Source organism: Bradyrhizobium sp. S3.2.6, from assembly GCF_040546885.1.
GTDB classification, from domain to species: domain Bacteria; phylum Pseudomonadota; class Alphaproteobacteria; order Rhizobiales; family Xanthobacteraceae; genus Bradyrhizobium; species Bradyrhizobium cytisi.
The window spans coordinates 350962-367113 of the sequence record NZ_JBEPOS010000003.1; the positions used below are offsets into that span (position 1 = coordinate 350962).

The window sequence follows — 16152 nt, forward strand, 5'->3', positions numbered from 1 at the left end:
GCGCCGGATGACCGGCCCCGAAGCTGCTGCGATCGTTGTCGGTTTGTTTAGCACTGCCCCCTAGCATGCGCCGACGCCCCGATCCGGGCGACGGACCCAGGCCTCAAGACGCAGCCCATGATCCTCGACCTCGCGCGCCTTATGCTCTTCCCGGCCTTGATGGCGTTCGCAGCCGCCAGCGATCTCTTCACCATGACGATCTCGAACCGCGTCTCGCTGGCGCTGGTGGCAGGATTCTTCGTGCTCGCCTTTGCCGGTGGCATGGCACCTTACGAGATGCTGAGCCATGTCGGCGCCGGCGCGCTGCTCCTCGTCGCGGCGTTCACTTGCTTTGCGATGGGCTGGATGGGCGGCGGCGACGCCAAGGTCGCAGCTACCGTGGCGCTCTGGTTCGGCTTCGCCCAATTGATGGACTTCCTGCTCTACGCCTCGCTGTTCGGCGGCGCGCTGACCCTGCTCCTGCTGCAGCTCCGGCAATGGCCGTTGCCTTACGGGCTTGCCGGCCAGGCCTGGCTGGCGCGGCTCCACGACAAGCAGACCGGCATTCCCTACGGCATCGCGCTCGCACTTGGCGCACTGATGGTCTACCCCGAGACCGAATGGGTGAAAGCGATCGACCTCGCTCACCTCGCACTGCGCTGAACGCCCAGGATACAGCCGGCGTTAAGGCGATTTAGATACGCCTCATTAACCATGCTTTGACGAATAGCTGGTCAACTGCCGATTACGGCGGCGGCAGCGTCGCGGCGTACTGTGGAAAGTGAAGCGTATGAATAGGGCACGCATAGTCGTCCTGACGGTCGCCATCTGCGCCGGCGGCATCGCCGCGTATCTGGCGAGCGGCTCGGACTCTGCGCCGCCTCCAGCGGCTCCGGTCGCGCAGCTTCCCACCACCGACGTCCTGGTCGCCAAGAACGACATCGGCCTCGGGCAGACCGTGAAGCCAGACGACGTGCAGTGGCAGACCTGGCCGACCGCGACAGCCAGCGCCGCCTTCATCCGCCGCAGCGAGCGCCCCGACGGCGCGACCCAGGTCACCGGCTCGATTGCGCGCGCCCCCTTCATCCAGGGTGAGCCGATCCGCGACCAGAAGCTGGTCAAGGCCGATGGGTCCGGCTTCATGGCTGCGATCCTGCCGAGCGGCATGCGCGCCATCTCCACCGAAATCTCGCCGGAGACCGGCGCGGGCGGCTTCATCCTGCCGAACGATCGCGTCGATGTGCTGCTGACGCGCCGCCTCAAGAACCCGGACCAGAGCTCCGGCGCCCAGGATGTCGTCACGTCCGAGGTCATTCTGGTCAATGTCCGCGTGCTCGCCATCGACCAGGCGCCGAAGGAGAAGGACGGCCAGAACGCGGTGGTCGGCAAGACCGTGACGCTGGAACTCAATTCCGCACAAACCCAGCAGCTTTCCTCGTCCCGCCAGGCTGGAACGCTGTCGCTGGCGCTGCGCAGCATTGCCGACGTCAAGATGAGCGAGATCACGCTCGATGAATCCGCGCAGAAGCGCGATGGCGTTTCGATCATCCGCTACGGCATTCCAAGCCAGGCGGCGAAGGCACGATGAGGACAGTCGATATGAGATGCAGGGCAGATCTGGCGACGATGCGGACCTCGATGGTTCGCGCCCTGTCGTTCTCGGCCGCTCTCGCGCTGACGCTCAACCCCGCGTTGACGCCCGTAATCGCCGCAGATTACCGTCCCGCGGCGCCGGTTGCAGCCGACGGCCAGATGAATGCGCGCTTCCTCTCGCTCGGCATCGGCAAGTCGATCGTGATCGACCTGCCGCGAGACATCAAGGATGTGCTGGTTGCCGATCCCAAGATCGCCAACGCGGTGGTCCGCTCGTCCCAGCGCGCCTATATCATCGGCGCCTCGGTCGGCCAGACCAACATCGTGTTCTTCGATTCCGCCGGCCAGCAGATCGCCGCCTATGACATCGCGGTCAAGCGCGACCTCAACGGCGTGCGCGCGGCGCTGAAGCAGATCCTGCCCAATTCCGACATCCAGATCGACGGTCTCGGCGACGGCGTCGTCCTGACCGGGACTGCGGCCAACCCACTCGAAGCGCAGCAGGCCAACGATCTCGCCGCACGCCTTGCCGGCGGCCCCGAGAAGGTGGTGAATTCGATCGTGGTCCGCGGCCGCGACCAGGTGATGCTGAAGGTGACCGTCGCGGAAGTCGCGCGCACCGTCATCAAGCAACTCGGCATCGACCTCACGGCGAACCTGAACTACGGCACCTCGGTGGTGAGCTTCAGCAACTCCAACCCGTTCACGGCGCTTGGCAAGAATCTCGTAGACGGCAACGCTCTGACCACCAAGTTCGGCGCGACACCGTCGGTGCAGGCAACCCTGCGCGCGATGGAAACCGCAGGCGTGATCCGGACGCTGGCCGAGCCGAACCTGACCGCTATCTCGGGTGAATCGGCGACCTTCATCGCCGGCGGCGAATTCCCGGTGCCGGCTGGTTATGCCTGCGACCCCACCACGCATGTCTGCACCACCCAGATCAGCTTCAAGAAGTTCGGCATCTCGCTCAACTTCACCCCCATTGTGCTGACCGAGGGCAAGATCAGCCTGCACGTGATGACCGAGGTCTCGGAACTGTCGAATGAAAATGCGATCACGCTGTCGCAGGCCGTGACCTCGACTTCGGTCAACTCGCTGACGGTGCCGTCGATCAAGACCCGCCGTGCCGAGACCTCGCTGGAAATTCCCTCCGGCGGCGCGATGGCGATGGCCGGCCTGATCCAGCAGCAGACCAAGCAGGCGATCAGCGGATTGCCGGGGCTGATGCAGCTCCCGATCCTCGGCACCCTGTTCCGCAGCCGCGACTTCGTCAACAACACGACCGAGCTGGTCGTGATCGTGACGCCCTATGTCGTCCGCGCGGCGGCGCCAAAGGACCTGTCGCGGCCGGATGACGGCTTCGCGGCGCCCGCGGATCCGCAGGCTGAACTGATCGGCAACATCAACCGCATCTATGGCGTGCCGGGCCGGACCGAGCCGGCAAAGAACTACCGCGGCACCTACGGCTTCATCACGGACTGATGGCGGAACGGGGATATAGTATGATCACAACACGACCCCAGACCCGCTACCGCGCCGCCGGCCTCGGTGGCGCGCTTGTCGCTATCGCGCTCGCGCTCGGCGGCTGCCAACATGACGAGGCGGCCACTGCTTCCATTCCCGACGATTACAAGCAGCGTCATCCGATCGCGATCGAGGAACAGAACCGTTCGATCGTCGTGTTCGTCGGTCACGCCCGCGGCGGCCTGACCGCAGCCCAGCGCGCCGACGTGATGGGCCTGGCCTCGACCTGGATGCACGAGGGCACCGGCGCCATCCACATCGATGTGCCGTCCGGAACGCCGAATGCGCGCCCGGTGGCGGAATCGATGCGCGAGATTCAGGCGATGCTGGCAGCGGCGGGCGTTCCCCCGCGCGGCATCATCGCCCGTCCCTACCAGCCGGAAGACAAGCGCTTCCTGCCGCCCATCCGGCTGACCTATTCCAAGATCGCCGCGGTCGCGGGCCCCTGCGGCCTGTGGCCGGAGGATCTCGGCCCCTCGATGAAGAACAAGAGCTGGTTCGAGAACAAGGACTACTACAATTACGGCTGCGCCTATCAGCGCAACATTGCGGCCATGGTCGACAATCCATCGGACCTCGAGCAGCCGCGGTCCGAAACTCCGGCCTACACGGCGCGCCGCACTGCCGCCTTCGAGAAGTATCGCAAGGGAACTCCGACGGCGGTTGCCTATCCCGAGGCTGATAAGGCCAAACTCAGCGACACCGGCAAATGATCAACTACGCGCGCCAGACTCAAGAAGAGCAGCCGGAGACCCCTGCGCCGTTCGAGGAGCATATTGCGCCCGCGCCGCGCGTCTCGGTCCAGGCCTTCTGCGAAACCGTGGAGACTGCTGCAGCCGTGCAATCGGCGGGCGAGGATCGCCGTCTCGGCAAGGCCCATCTGAAGATCCAGATGGGCGGCATGGCGGCTGCGATCGAAGCCTATCGCTCCGCACCAACGCCGAACGTGATCGTGCTCGAGAGCGACGCCCGCAACGATTTGCTGGCCGGGCTCGACCAGCTGGCCACCGTCTGCGACGCCGGTACCCGGGTGGTCGTGATCGGCCGCATCAACGACGTCATGCTCTATCGCGAGCTGGTGCGCCGCGGAGTCAGCGACTACGTGCTCGCGCCGGTTAGTGCGATCGACGTCGTCCGCTCGATCTGCAACTTGTTCTCGGCGCCGGAAGCCAAGGCGGTCGGCCGCATCATTGCCGTGGTCGGCGCCAAGGGCGGCGTCGGCGCCTCCACCATCTCCCACAACGTCGCCTGGGCAATCGCGCGGGATCTCGCGATGGACGCCGTGGTCGCCGATCTCGACCTCGCCTTCGGCACCGCCGGGCTCGACTACAACCAGGACCCGCCGCAGGGCATCGCGGATGCCGTGTTCTCGCCCGATCGCGTCGACACGGCCTTCATCGACCGCCTGCTGTCGAAATGCACCGACCACCTCAGCCTGCTGGCGGCGCCGGCGACGCTCGACCGGGTCTATGATTTCGGCACCGACGCCTTCGACGCGGTGTTCGACACGCTGCGCGCGACCATGCCCTGCATCGTGCTCGACATCCCGCATCAATGGTCGGGCTGGACCAAGCGCGCTTTGATCGGCGCCGACGACATCCTGATCGTGGCGGCGCCGGACCTCGCCAACCTGCGCAACGCCAAAAACCTGTTCGATCTGCTGAAGGCCGCGCGCCCCAACGACCGCCCGCCGCTATACTGCCTGAACCAGGTCGGCATTCCCAAGCGGCCGGAGATCGCGGCGGGCGAATTCGCCAAGGCGATCGAGAGCCAGCCGGTCGTCTCGATCCCGTTCGAGCCTCAGATCTTCGGGGCGGCCGCCAACAACGGCCAGATGATCGCGGAGATCTCCGCCAACCACAAGTCGATCGAGATGTTCCTCCAGATCGCCCAGCGCCTGACCGGCCGCAGCGAGACGAAGAAACAAAAGTCGTCCTTGCTTTCACCGCTGATTGAGAAGTTGCGGCGAAAATAGGCGCCCCATGGAGTTGTTAAGTGTTCGGTAAGCGTAGCGGAACAGACACCGACCTTCGGGCTCCCAAGCCCGGCGCCGTGTCGCCAGAGCCTGCCTCGGCTCCGGCGCCGACGGTGTCGCGCGCGCCGCCCCCGCCGGCCGTCGCCTCCCCGCCGCTCGCCCCTTCCCGGCCTGCGCCGGCCATGGAGAGCCGCCGCTCGGACAATTATTACGAGGTCAAGGCGACCATCTTCGGCGCGTTGATCGAGGCCATCGACCTCGCTCAGCTCGCCAAGCTCGATTCCGAGTCCGCGCGCGAGGAAATCCGCGACATCGTCAACGAGATTATCGCGATCAAGAACATCGTGATGTCGATCGCCGAGCAGGAAGAGCTGCTCGATGATATCTGCAACGACGTGCTCGGCTATGGTCCGCTCGAGCCGCTTCTGGCGCGCGACGACATCGCCGACATCATGGTGAACGGGGCCGGCACGGTCTTCATCGAAGTCAGCGGCAAGATCCAGAAAACCGGCATCCGCTTCCGCGACAACCAGCAACTCCTCAATATCTGCCAACGCATCGTCAGCCAGGTCGGACGGCGCGTCGATGAATCCTCGCCGATCTGCGACGCGCGCCTCGCCGACGGCTCCCGCGTCAACGCCATCGTGCCGCCACTCGCGATCGACGGCCCCGCGCTCACCATTCGTAAGTTCAAAAAGGACAAGCTGACGCTGGATCAGCTGGTCAAGTTCGGCGCGATCTCGCCGGAAGGCGCGGAAATCCTCCAGATCATCGGACGTGTCCGCTGCAACGTGCTGATCTCCGGCGGTACCGGCTCGGGCAAGACCACGCTGCTCAACTGTCTGACCAACTACATCGAGCACGACGAGCGCGTCATCACTTGCGAAGACGCCGCCGAACTTCAGCTCCAGCAGCCCCACGTGGTGCGGCTCGAAACCCGGCCGCCCAACATCGAGGGCGAAGGCCAGGTCACCATGCGCGAGCTGGTGCGCAACTGTCTGCGTATGCGTCCTGAACGCATCATCGTCGGCGAAGTCCGCGGCCCGGAGGCCTTCGACCTTCTCCAGGCCATGAACACCGGCCATGACGGCTCGATGGGAACGCTGCACGCCAACAATCCGCGCGAAGCGCTGTCACGCTGCGAATCCATGATCACGATGGGCGGCTTCTCTCTGCCCTCGCGCACCATTCGCGAGATGATCTGCGCCTCGATCGACGTCATCGTCCAGGCCGCGCGCCTGCGCGACGGTTCGCGCCGCATCACCCACATCACCGAGGTGATGGGCATGGAAGGCGATACCATCATTACGCAGGACATCTTCCTCTACGACCTGGTCGGCGAGGACGCCAACGGCAAGATCATCGGCAAGCACCGCTCGACCGGCATCGGCCGCCCGAAATTCTGGGAACGCGCCCGCTATTACGGCGAAGAGAAACGCCTTGCCGCTGCCCTAGACGCCGCGGAATCGGCGCCAACGACGTGAGCGGGTCAACGCAGCCATGAACATGCAAGTCCTCGCCCTCGCCTTTCTCGCCACCGCCGCGGTCGGCGGCATCGCCTGGGTCTTCCTCTATCCGCTGCTGTCAGGCGAACGGAAGGCCGAGAGCCGCCGGGCCTCGATCGGGCGCGCCGACGTGCCCGCGGCCAAGCAGGCTGAAAAGAGCCAGCGCTCGCGCCGCGAGCAAGTCGAGACTTCGCTCAAGGATCTCGAGGCGAGGCGGGCACAGGAGAAGAGCGTCCCGCTCCACATCCGCCTGTCGCAGGCGGGGCTCGACTGGACGCCGAAGAAATTCTGGATCGCATCCGCCGTCGTGGCGGGCGTGTTTTTCTTCGGCGCGCTGTTCGGTGGCGGCGGCCTGATCGGCGCAGTCGGTCTTGCCTTTGCCGGCGGCTTCGGCCTGCCGCGCTGGGCGCTGGGCTTCCTGAAGAAGCGCCGCGAAAACCAGTTCCTGAAGGCGCTGCCCGATGCCGTCGACGTCATCGTCCGCGGCATCAAGGCGGGTCTGCCGCTGTTCGAATCCATCAAGGTCGTGGCGGCCGACGCGCCGGAGCCGCTGCGCAGCGAGTTCCTGGCCATCATCGAGACGCAGGCGATCGGCATGCCGCTCGGCGAAGCCTGCTCGCGCCTTTACGACCGCATGCCGCTGCCGGAAGCCAATTTCTTCGGCATCGTCATCTCGATCCAGCAGAAGTCGGGCGGCAATCTCTCCGAAGCGCTGGGCAACCTCTCCAAGGTGCTGCGCGACCGCAAGAAGATGAAGGAAAAGATCCAGGCGATGTCGATGGAGGCCAAGGCCTCGGCCGGAATCATCGGCTCGTTGCCGCCGATCGTGATGCTCCTCGTCTATCTCTCCACGCCCGGCTACATCTCGCTGCTGTGGACCCATCCCACCGGCCAGCTCATGCTGGTCGGCTGCGTCGTCTGGATGTCGATTGGCATCATGGTGATGAAGAAGATGATCAACTTCGATTTCTGATGGTGCCGTATGGTCGATTTACTCGTCACAAAGCTGCACGACGTTCACTTCATGACCATGCTGCTGGCGGCCATCGCCGCCAGCGCCACCGTGTATACGCTGGTGATGCCGCTCTTCGCCGGTGAAGGCCTCTCCAAGCGCATGAAGGCGGTGGCAAGCGAGCGCGAGCGGATCCGGCAGCGCGAGCGCGAACGCCTCAACAAGAGCGAGAAGGTCTCGCTGCGCCAGACGCCAAAGCAACTCGTCTCCAGGGTCGTCGAGGACTTCAACCTCACCAAATGGCTGGCGCAGGAAGCGGCGCGCGACAAGCTCATCATGGCGGGCTATCGCGGCCAGGCGCCTTACATCACATTCCTGTTCGCCCGCATGGTGGCTCCGCTCGTGCTGTTCGTCGGCTCGGTCGTCTACGTGTTCCTGATCGCGCATATGGAGAAGTCGGTCCCGATCAAGATCGGCATGTGCGTCGGCGCGGCCTATGCCGGCCTCCAGGCGCCGATGCTGTTCCTCAAGAACGCGATCTCTAAACGCCAGCTCTCGATCAAGCGCGCCTTTCCCGATGCGCTCGACCTGCTGCTGATCTGCATCGAATCCGGCATGTCGGTGGAAATGGCGTTCCGCAAGGTCGCGACCGAAATCGTCGGCCAGTCGATCGCGCTGTCGGAGGAGTTCACGCTGACCACGGCCGAGTTGTCCTATTTGCAGGACCGCAAGGTGGCGTACGAAAACCTGGCGAAGCGCACCGGGCTCGAAGGCGTCAAATCGGTGTGTCTGGCACTTCAGCAGGCGGAACGCTACGGCACCCCGCTTGGCCAATCCCTGCGCGTTATGGCGCAGGAAAACCGCGACATGCGCATGAACGAAGCCGAGAAGAAGGCCGCCGCGCTGCCGCCAAAGCTGACGGTGCCGATGATCCTGTTCTTCCTGCCGGTGCTGTTCGTCGTCATTCTCGGACCGACCGGCATCAAGATCTCCGAGCTGCACTGACGCAGAAGATTGCGGACCGAACGCGGTCCGCAGTCAATTTCAGGATCGGAAGATCGGGTCTGATCAGTCGGGCTGGCTGAGCGAAGCAACCGGCGTCCGCTTCGACGCACCGCGCGGGCCATCGTTGCGGTTCAGCATTTCCTTGAGATACGCGACGTTGGCCGCGGCCTGGTCCGGCGGCAGGTCCGCCTTCACGATGGTCTCGGCCTCAGCGAAACGGCCCTGGAGGCCGACCACCAGGCCGAGATTCTGCCGCACCCTGGAGCTCGCACGCGGTGAAGCGTAGGCCTGCCGCAGCGCCTCTTCCGCCTTGGGCAGGTCTCTCGACAACATGTAGGACAGGCCGAGATTGGAGAGCACGCCGGGATCGCCCGGCGCAATCTTCAGCGCGCTCGCATAATAAGCACGCGCCTCGTCGTGACGGCCCATCTGATCGAGCGCGGTGCCCTGCACCGACAGCAGGCGCCAATCCGGATTGTCGGGCGAATGCGCCTTGGACAGCACGTCGAAGGCCTGCTGGAAATTGCCGTTGTCGGCGAGCGCGCGGCCGTATTGGGCAAGCAGCTGCTTGTTGCCGGGATTGGCGATGGTCGCCTGTTCGAGCACCGCGGCGGCTTGGGCGCGTTGGCCGTTGGCACGCAGGGCCTGGCCATAGGCCAGCGCCACATCGGGATCCTTGGGGTTGGCGCGGTAGCGCTCGCTATAGGTCTCGATGGCGCGCGCCGGATCGGCCGGGGCGGCTTCCGCCTTCGGGCCGATCGAGCCGGTCACATCGGAGAGTTTTGACATTGCCGTGCAGCCGCCGAGGCTCGCTGCCGCCAGCGCGATCAGCGAGGCGGAGGCAAGAAGCCGGGCGGGACGGAACCGTTGACGCATGACGCTTTGACTCTCGAGCCGATTGATCGAGCCGAACGCGCCAGCAATAGAGTGTTAACCCTAATGGCCGGTTAACGCGGAAGACCACCGCCTTGTGGCGGCATCTCACTGCCAAGGCCCATATCGAGGTCGAGCAGCTTCATCTGGTCGTTCAGGTCCCGCAGCAATTGCAGCCGCTGGCGCGTCCTCCCCTCGATGTCGGCAGCCTCGCGCGGCAACGTCGGCCACCGGCGCGAGAGGTCGTCACGATTGACCAGGCGGTCGGCGCGGAGCTCGTCGAGCGCGGCGCGATCGATGCCGAGCGTGTCGGCAGATTGTCCGATCAACTGACGGAGCAGCCCCTTCACTTCGGCCAGCGCCGCGAGGTCGGTCCTCTGTACCGACTTCGCGAACCTGCCGGAGAGATCCGCCCACGCATGGGAGGTGACGAGATAGGTGTAGAGAATGTCAACCCAGTTCTGCCTGCCATCATCGTAGAAGGCGCGGCGCGACAGCAGTCGACGCGCAAGTGCCAGGACCTGATTCCGCTTCAACGATGCGCATGAGGCGATCTCGATCACCGATTGGACCGCAGGATCCCGGGACAGATCTCGTCCCACAGCAAGCCTGACGACACCATCCGGCAAATTCGAATCGAGCGGCCTAAAGGCGCCGTCATCGCGCGGCCGCGAATATCGGGCGATTGCGAAGCGGTGCTCGGGCCGCTCGGCGTCGGACGCCGCGCCAAAATGGACGATGTTGAAGCCGGCGTCGTCGCCGCCCTGCCCCGTGGAGGACGGGCAGGAGAGCACATAGATCGTGCGCCAGAAATCCTCGCCGCCGCTCCGGGGCGCACGCGGGTCGGGAATCGAATAGCGGGTGAGCCCCTCGACATGCCGGTGCCCGTGCAGGACCAGACTGACGTTGAGCGAGGTCGCCGCTTCGAGAAAGGTCGCGGGCGCGGCGAGATACATCAGCGGCTCGTCCGGAACGCCGAGAAACCGCTTGCCCTCGCCGGTTGCCTGCGGCAGCGGATGGTGATGCAACGCCAGCACACGCACCAGATTTTCCGCGGGCTCGGAATAATCGGCGCGTCCGGCCGAGCCGATGCTGCCGGCGAGCTCGACGCTCAGCCGGGCCGATTGCGCGACTATCGCATGATAAGCCTGCTCATCGATGTTGCCGCCGACAAGCGTCGTCAGGCTTGCCCTGTTGGAGTCGAGCAGCACCAAATCGAGACCGGCCTGGCGATAATAGACGCTCTTCGAGGTGCGCGGCAGGTGCAGATAGTCGTAGGCGTCGTGCCGGCCGCCGCGCTGACTGGGAGGCTTGGCGTCGTGATTGCCGGCAACCGCCTGGATGTCAGTGAACAGGCCGGTCCGCCGGAACGACGCGATGACCGCGAGCGCTTCGTCGAGCGCACGCGGTGTCGGGTCGTTCACGAGATCGCCTGTGATCAGCAGGATGCGGTCGGGCACATCCGAAAAGTCCGCCATCCGCTCGCGCAGCGCCTCGGCAAGGGCCTCGATCGTCGCAAGCAGCCGGCCTGACCCGTCCAGATGAAGGTCGGATATCTGCGCAATAACAAACGATCTATCCATGTTGCGCCGCTCATTGCGAATGTTGCGTCGCTCAAACGATTGAGAGAAATGCCTTCGACGAAGAGTTCAGTCAGATATCAACCGGGAACGGCGGACGGCACAACCTAAAAATATTCACCAATAATGCCACAACCGCAGCGCTAGTAAAGCCCTGCGGCAACCCGCTCGTGAACGGCAGTTCTCAAACGACATACGCGCGCAATCAGCGGATGGTTTCGCTGATGCGATCAATATTCGATGGCGAGACGCTTGCGGATCTCGTCAATACGTTTGTCGAGCGCATTGAACCGCGCATGGATCGACCGGTCATGGAGATAGAAGACGTAGCCGCCGGCGAGGAACGCGAAGACCCAGTGGTGATGCTCGACATAGCCAAAGACAGCCTCGATGGCCTGGCCGATGAATGTGATCACGCCCCACACAAATTCCATTGCAATTCCTCCCGGCACGCTTCGTCCTCGGTCACCGGCGTTCTCTGCGCAATCTGGCAACCGCTGCCGGAACCTAGCACGGCTCCCTCGCTGCGAGTAGCGGCTCACCGGGCGGTGACCGCAATGCCGATTGCAGCCACCGCAAAACTCTGCGAAGTCTCCTCCAACCGAATGACCTTGCGGACCCGCCAATGCCTTCCGTCTTCGAGACGTCCACGACTGCCACCCCGATCACCTTCGTCACCAAGTCGAGCTGGGATGCCGTGCGCGAGACGCTGCCGCCGGCGCAACGCCAGTTCGCCACGGCGAGCGCCTTTGCCGCCAAGCCGGGTGGCTATCTCGCACTGCCCGCGCCCGACGGCACCATCGCGCAAGTGCTGTTCGGGCTCGAGGACGACGATGCCAGATCGCGCGATCCGTTCCGGCCGGGCGCATTGCCCGGCCTGCTGCCGCCGGGCACCTATCGCTTTGCCAATGCACCGCACGATGCACGACTGGCGGCACTCGCCTTCGCGCTCGGCAGCTACCGCTTCGCCCGCTACCGCAAGGCCGACAGGCCCGACGTCCGGCTGGTGCCGCCTAACGGCATCGACCCCGCCGAAATCAACCGCATGGCGGATGCCGCGATGCTGGCGCGCGACCTCATCAACACGCCGTCCAACGACATGGGGCCGGAGGAGCTGGCCGCGGCCGCGCAAGAGCTCGCCGCTGAGTTCGGCGCAAGCTACGCATGCACCATCGGCGAGGATCTCAGAACGAACTTTCCGCTGATCCACGCCGTCGGCATGGCCTCGGACCGTGCGCCGCGGCTGATCGACGTCACGTGGGGCGATCCCAGCCATCCCAAGGTGACGCTGGTCGGCAAGGGCGTCTGCTTCGACACCGGCGGGCTCGATCTGAAGCCGTCGAGCGGCATGCTGATCATGAAGAAGGACATGGGCGGCGCCGCCAACGTGCTGGCACTGGCGCGCATGGTGATGGATGCGAGGCTGAAGGTGCGCCTGCGCGTGCTGATTCCGGCGGTCGAGAACGCGGTCTCCGGCAACGCCTTCCGTCCGCTCGACATTTTCACCTCCCGCAAGGGCATCACCGTCGAGATCGGCAATACCGATGCGGAAGGCCGGCTGGTGCTCGCCGACGCGCTGGCGCTGGCCGACGAGGAGAAGCCTGAGCTGCTGATCGATCTGGGCACGCTGACCGGCGCCGCGCGCGTCGCGCTGGGGCCGGATTTACCGCCCTTTTACACCAATGATGAGACGCTGGCCGCCGACGTTGCGCGCTGCGCGGTGAAGGAGAACGATCCCTTGTGGCGCATGCCGCTGTGGCCGCCCTACGATGCGTGGCTGGATTCCAAGACCGCCACCATCACCAACGCGCCTTCCGGCGGCTTTGCCGGCTCGATCACCTGCGCGCTGTTTTTGCAGCGCTTCGTCGAGCACGCCAGGAGCTGGTTGCATGTCGACATCTATGGCTGGACGCCGTCGGCCAAGCCGGCGCGTCCCGAGGGCGGCGAATGCCAGGCCGCCCGCGCCATCTACAAGGTGCTGAGCGAGCGCTATGCATGATCCGCGGTTGACACCGGCGCGGGGCGACCTCGCCGCCAAATATCTCGAAGGCAAGGTGCAGGCAGATCGTTTCGTCACCGGCGAGGAATTCGAGGTGATCGGGCCGATCGCAGCCGTGCGCGAGCAGCCGTCATCGAACGCGATGCTGATGACGGAGGCGCTGCGCGGCGAGCGCGTCACGGTCTATGATCGCAACGGCGAAGGCTGGGCCTGGGGCCAGCTCAATGGCGACGGCTATGTCGGCTGGCTCCCCGATGCGGCGCTGATGAAGCCGACCGCCGCGCCGACACACAAGGTGAGTGCGCTGCGGACACTTGCCTTCCCCGGTCCCTCGATCAAGCTGCCACCGGCCGACGCGCTGGTCCTGGGATCGAAGCTCACGATCGTGCGCGAGGACGGCAGTTTCGCCGTCGCGCGCGAGGGTACATTCCTGCCGAAGACCCATCTCGCCCCGCTCGATCATCGCGAGCCGGATTTCGTCGCCGTCGCCGAGCGCTTCGTCGGCACGCCCTATCTCTGGGGCGGCAAGAGCAGCCTTGGCATCGACTGTTCGGGCCTGGTGCAGGTGTCGCTGACGACAGCCGGCATCGGTTGCCCGCGCGACAGCGACATGCAGCTGGCCGGACTCGGCCGCGCGCTGGAGCCGCACGAGCGGAGCAAGCTGCAACGCGGCGATCTGATCTTCTGGAAGGGCCACGTCGCCATCGTGCGCGATGGCAGCACGATGGTTCACGCCAATGCGCACCATATGGCGACGGTGCTCGAAGCTATCGAGCCGGCTCTCGCACGGATCAAGCAGGCGGGTAGCGAGATCATCGCGATCAAGCGGCTCTGACGAGACCTACGTCGCCACCGATCCGTTGCCCGCCGTTTCAAGCCGGAACGCCGCCGCGAACAGCGCCCGCGTGTAGTCGGTTTTCGGGCTCTTGAACAGCTCGGCCGCCTGGCCTTCCTCGACTACCTTGCCGCCGCGCATCACGATGAGATGGCTTGCGAGCGAGGCGACGACGCGCAGATCGTGCGAGATGAACATGTAGGTGAGATCGCGCCGGCGCTGCAATTCACGCAGCAGATCGACCATCTGCGCCTGAATCAGCATGTCGAGGGCGCTGGTCGGCTCGTCCAGCACGACGAAATCCGGCTCCAGCACCACCGCGCGCGCGATCGAGATGCGCTGGCGCTGGCCGCCGGAGAATTCATGCGGATAGCGGTAGCGGGTGTCCGGCTTCAACCCGACGTCCTCCAGCGCCTTGACGACGCGCGCCTCGCGCTCGTCGCGTGACAGCTTCGGTTGATGCACAGAGAGGCCTTCGGCGATGATGTCGGCGATCGACATGCGCGGGCTGAGCGAGCCGAACGGATCCTGGAACACGATCTGCATGTCGCGCCGGAACGGCCGCATCTCCTTGAAACGCAGGCCCTGGATGTCCTTGCCCAGGAACACGATGCGTCCGTTCGATGAGATCAATCGCAGCAGCGCGAGTCCCAGCGTGGTCTTGCCCGAGCCGGATTCGCCCACAACCCCGAGCGTCTCGCCCTTGCGCACGGCAACACTGACACCATCAACCGCCTTGATGTGACCGATCGTCTTGCGCATCAGGCCGCGCTTGATCGGAAACCACACCTTGAGATCATCGGCCGACATCACCACCGGCGCATCCGGCTGTGGTGGCGCCGGATCCGGCTTCGGCTCGGCCGCCAGCAAATCGCGCGTATAGGGATGTTTGGGAGTCCTGAAGACCTGCTCGACCGGCCCCTGCTCGACGATCTCGCCGCCTTTCATGACACAGACGGTGTCGGCGATGCGGCGCACGATGCCGAGATCGTGGGTGATGAAGAGCAGGCTCATGCCAAGCCGCGCACGAATCTCGGCGAGCAGCGTCAGGATCTGCGCCTGCACGGTGACGTCGAGGGCCGTGGTCGGCTCGTCCGCGATCAGCAGGTCAGGCTCGTTGGCAAGCGCCATCGCGATCATGATGCGCTGACGCTGACCGCCGGAGAGCTGGTGCGGATAGCTGTTCAGCCGCGTCTCCGGCTCGGGGATGCCGACCTGCGTCAGCAGCTCCAGCGTCCGCTCGCGCGCCCGCGTATTGCTGGTCGGATTGTGCAGCTGAATGATCTCGCCGATCTGCGCTTCGATCGTGTGCAGCGGATTGAGCGAGGTCATCGGCTCCTGGAAGATGATGGAAATGTCGCTGCCGCGAATTTCCCGCATCTCCCGTTCGGACCGATCGATCAACTCCTGGCCCTTGAAGCGGATGCTGCCAGAGGGATGCGAAGCGCTGGGGTAGGGCAGCAGTTTCAGGATCGAGAGCGCGCTGACCGACTTGCCGGATCCGGATTCGCCGACCAGTGCCACGCATTCGCCGCGCTTGATCTGGAACGAGACCTTGTCGACCGCAAGCGTCGTGTTGCCGCCCTGGTGGAAGGCCACCGAGAGGTCGCGCACGGCAAGCAGGGGCTGGTTGATTGCGTCCACTAAGTTATTTCTCCGACCAGGCGCAACAAATTATCGCGATTGGGTAGGATCAGGGAGAAGCCGTTTGGCAGCCGGAGTCTTGCATCAGCCGATAGGATGGAGCGGCACCCGGCACGGATCGCGGTTACGACATGAATGGCGTCTGGCAATCTTGGCATGCCCGAATGTTTCCCATATTCGGCAGTTTCGACCAGGACATCTCGTGTTACCGGCTGAAGATCGAAGATGCGGCTCCAAACAATCAGATTGAGATACGTCCGCCGACGCACATCGATCGCTCCTGCCAACACTGCAGCTAACGTCAGCTCACTCGTGACGCCGATAGCGCGCCGTGTACGAAACAAATCGAACAGGCTGCGCAGAGGATCGGCTATCTCGCCACCTCCCTCAACCGCGTAGATAAAGACGTTTGCATCGAGGTAGATGAGGCGTTCAGTCATCCCATTCATCTCGTTGGCGTCGAAGCTCGTTGTCGATTTCTCCGGCCGTCTTGAACGGGGGCGTCCTGGAAGCCCAAATCTCTTCCAAGGTCATGACGCTGCCCTGCAAAGCAGCTTCCTGCTCGATCGTAATGGTAACCGTTGCCGCGGGATCGACGCCTGCCCGCAAGTCCTCGGGGAGACGTGACGCCGGATAGTGCTCCTTGACGATTCTGTTCATGACCCACCTCGTCCGGAAATCATATCAC

At 64.6% G+C, this 16152-nt stretch carries 16 protein-coding genes; 10 read left to right on the forward strand and 6 right to left on the reverse strand.

Translation table 11 applies throughout. The features are described from left to right. Positions 1-117: 117 nt before the first annotated feature. The 8 genes from ABID58_RS09455 to ABID58_RS09490 all read left to right on the forward strand — a co-directional run bounded on the left by ABID58_RS09455 (position 118) and on the right by ABID58_RS09490 (position 8533). Positions 118-642 carry an A24 family peptidase gene (locus tag ABID58_RS09455; RefSeq protein WP_354032421.1) on the forward strand — a complete coding sequence of 175 codons (525 nt, stop codon included), beginning with the start codon at positions 118-120 and terminating at the stop codon, positions 640-642. Positions 643-769: 127 nt separating this feature from the next. Beyond that, positions 770-1567, forward strand: a complete 798-nt coding sequence (cpaB, locus tag ABID58_RS09460) for a Flp pilus assembly protein CpaB (RefSeq protein ID WP_187435325.1) — start codon at positions 770-772, stop codon at positions 1565-1567. Positions 1568-1578: 11 nt separating this feature from the next. Then, positions 1579-3054 carry a type II and III secretion system protein family protein gene (locus ABID58_RS09465; protein ID WP_354032422.1) on the forward strand — a complete coding sequence of 492 codons (1476 nt, stop codon included), beginning with the start codon at positions 1579-1581 and terminating at the stop codon, positions 3052-3054. 20 nt (positions 3055-3074) lie between these two features. Beyond that, complete coding sequence (locus tag ABID58_RS09470) at positions 3075-3809, forward strand: CpaD family pilus assembly protein (protein WP_354032423.1); 735 nt, start codon at positions 3075-3077, stop codon at positions 3807-3809. Next, the gene (locus ABID58_RS09475; RefSeq protein ID WP_148755283.1) at positions 3806-5071 is read left to right on the forward strand and encodes a CpaE/TadZ family protein; all 1266 of its coding nucleotides are present in this window, start codon (positions 3806-3808) and stop codon (positions 5069-5071) included. The genes ABID58_RS09470 and ABID58_RS09475 overlap by 4 nt, the downstream gene beginning before the upstream one ends. A gap of 20 nt (positions 5072-5091) precedes the next feature. Beyond that, a complete protein-coding gene (locus ABID58_RS09480) occupies positions 5092-6555 on the forward strand; it encodes a TadA family conjugal transfer-associated ATPase (RefSeq protein ID WP_148755284.1) in 1464 nt (487 codons plus the stop codon). Between the two features lie 16 nt (positions 6556-6571). Beyond that, complete coding sequence (locus tag ABID58_RS09485; RefSeq protein WP_148755285.1) at positions 6572-7549, forward strand: type II secretion system F family protein; 978 nt, start codon at positions 6572-6574, stop codon at positions 7547-7549. A gap of 9 nt (positions 7550-7558) precedes the next feature. Further along, a complete protein-coding gene (locus ABID58_RS09490) occupies positions 7559-8533 on the forward strand; it encodes a type II secretion system F family protein (RefSeq protein WP_148755286.1) in 975 nt (324 codons plus the stop codon). 63 nt (positions 8534-8596) lie between these two features. On the opposite strand, the gene ABID58_RS09495 is transcribed toward ABID58_RS09490, so the two are convergent. From ABID58_RS09495 to ABID58_RS09505, 3 genes are all read right to left on the reverse strand, one after another. After that, positions 8597-9409 (reverse strand): tetratricopeptide repeat protein, encoded by an 813-nt coding sequence (locus ABID58_RS09495; RefSeq protein WP_354032424.1) that lies wholly within the window; start codon positions 9407-9409, stop codon positions 8597-8599. Positions 9410-9480: 71 nt separating this feature from the next. After that, positions 9481-10989 (reverse strand): metallophosphoesterase family protein, encoded by a 1509-nt coding sequence (locus ABID58_RS09500; protein ID WP_354032425.1) that lies wholly within the window; start codon positions 10987-10989, stop codon positions 9481-9483. Between the two features lie 227 nt (positions 10990-11216). Beyond that, positions 11217-11420 (reverse strand): hypothetical protein, encoded by a 204-nt coding sequence (locus ABID58_RS09505; protein ID WP_148755289.1) that lies wholly within the window; start codon positions 11418-11420, stop codon positions 11217-11219. Between the two features lie 191 nt (positions 11421-11611). Here ABID58_RS09505 and ABID58_RS09510 point away from each other — a divergent pair, with 191 nt between their 5' ends. Both ABID58_RS09510 and ABID58_RS09515 read left to right on the forward strand, forming a co-directional pair. Further along, positions 11612-12985: a leucyl aminopeptidase family protein gene (locus ABID58_RS09510; RefSeq protein WP_354032426.1), complete on the forward strand. Its 1374-nt coding sequence runs from the start codon at positions 11612-11614 to the stop codon at positions 12983-12985. Further along, positions 12978-13820, forward strand: coding sequence for a C40 family peptidase (locus tag ABID58_RS09515; protein ID WP_148755291.1), 843 nt, complete (start codon positions 12978-12980; stop codon positions 13818-13820). The genes ABID58_RS09510 and ABID58_RS09515 overlap by 8 nt, the downstream gene beginning before the upstream one ends. Positions 13821-13826: 6 nt before the next feature. Here the strand turns inward: ABID58_RS09515 and ABID58_RS09520 are convergent, their stop codons facing one another. From ABID58_RS09520 to ABID58_RS09530, 3 genes are read right to left on the reverse strand one after another with little or no spacing between them, the layout of a single operon-like run. Next, a complete protein-coding gene (locus ABID58_RS09520; RefSeq protein WP_354032427.1) occupies positions 13827-15464 on the reverse strand; it encodes an ABC transporter ATP-binding protein in 1638 nt (545 codons plus the stop codon). Further along, entirely contained in the window at positions 15464-15904 is a 441-nt protein-coding gene (locus ABID58_RS09525; RefSeq protein WP_354032428.1) for a type II toxin-antitoxin system VapC family toxin, read from the reverse strand. Before ABID58_RS09525 ends, ABID58_RS09520 begins: the two co-directional genes overlap by 1 nt. After that, positions 15897-16124 carry a hypothetical protein gene (locus tag ABID58_RS09530; protein ID WP_148755293.1) on the reverse strand — a complete coding sequence of 76 codons (228 nt, stop codon included), beginning with the start codon at positions 16122-16124 and terminating at the stop codon, positions 15897-15899. The genes ABID58_RS09525 and ABID58_RS09530 overlap by 8 nt, the downstream gene beginning before the upstream one ends. Positions 16125-16152: the final 28 nt, after the last annotated feature.

Excerpts from the sequence above, each read along its gene's own strand:
- ABID58_RS09455 (WP_354032421.1), top strand. The coding sequence starts at position 118 with ATGATCCTCGACCTCGCGCGCCTTATGCTCTTCCCGGCCTTGATGGCG.
- cpaB (WP_187435325.1), top strand. The coding sequence starts at position 770 with ATGAATAGGGCACGCATAGTCGTCCTGACGGTCGCCATCTGCGCCGGC.
- ABID58_RS09465 (WP_354032422.1), top strand. The coding sequence starts at position 1,579 with ATGAGATGCAGGGCAGATCTGGCGACGATGCGGACCTCGATGGTTCGC.
- ABID58_RS09470 (WP_354032423.1), top strand. The coding sequence starts at position 3,075 with ATGATCACAACACGACCCCAGACCCGCTACCGCGCCGCCGGCCTCGGT.
- ABID58_RS09475 (WP_148755283.1), top strand. The coding sequence starts at position 3,806 with ATGATCAACTACGCGCGCCAGACTCAAGAAGAGCAGCCGGAGACCCCT.
- ABID58_RS09485 (WP_148755285.1), top strand. The coding sequence starts at position 6,572 with ATGAACATGCAAGTCCTCGCCCTCGCCTTTCTCGCCACCGCCGCGGTC.
- ABID58_RS09490 (WP_148755286.1), top strand. The coding sequence starts at position 7,559 with ATGGTCGATTTACTCGTCACAAAGCTGCACGACGTTCACTTCATGACC.
- ABID58_RS09495 (WP_354032424.1), bottom strand. The coding sequence starts at position 9,409 with ATGCGTCAACGGTTCCGTCCCGCCCGGCTTCTTGCCTCCGCCTCGCTG.
- ABID58_RS09500 (WP_354032425.1), bottom strand. The coding sequence starts at position 10,989 with ATGGATAGATCGTTTGTTATTGCGCAGATATCCGACCTTCATCTGGAC.
- ABID58_RS09505 (WP_148755289.1), bottom strand. The coding sequence starts at position 11,420 with ATGGAATTTGTGTGGGGCGTGATCACATTCATCGGCCAGGCCATCGAG.
- ABID58_RS09510 (WP_354032426.1), top strand. The coding sequence starts at position 11,612 with ATGCCTTCCGTCTTCGAGACGTCCACGACTGCCACCCCGATCACCTTC.
- ABID58_RS09515 (WP_148755291.1), top strand. The coding sequence starts at position 12,978 with ATGCATGATCCGCGGTTGACACCGGCGCGGGGCGACCTCGCCGCCAAA.
- ABID58_RS09525 (WP_354032428.1), bottom strand. The coding sequence starts at position 15,904 with ATGACTGAACGCCTCATCTACCTCGATGCAAACGTCTTTATCTACGCG.
- ABID58_RS09530 (WP_148755293.1), bottom strand. The coding sequence starts at position 16,124 with ATGAACAGAATCGTCAAGGAGCACTATCCGGCGTCACGTCTCCCCGAG.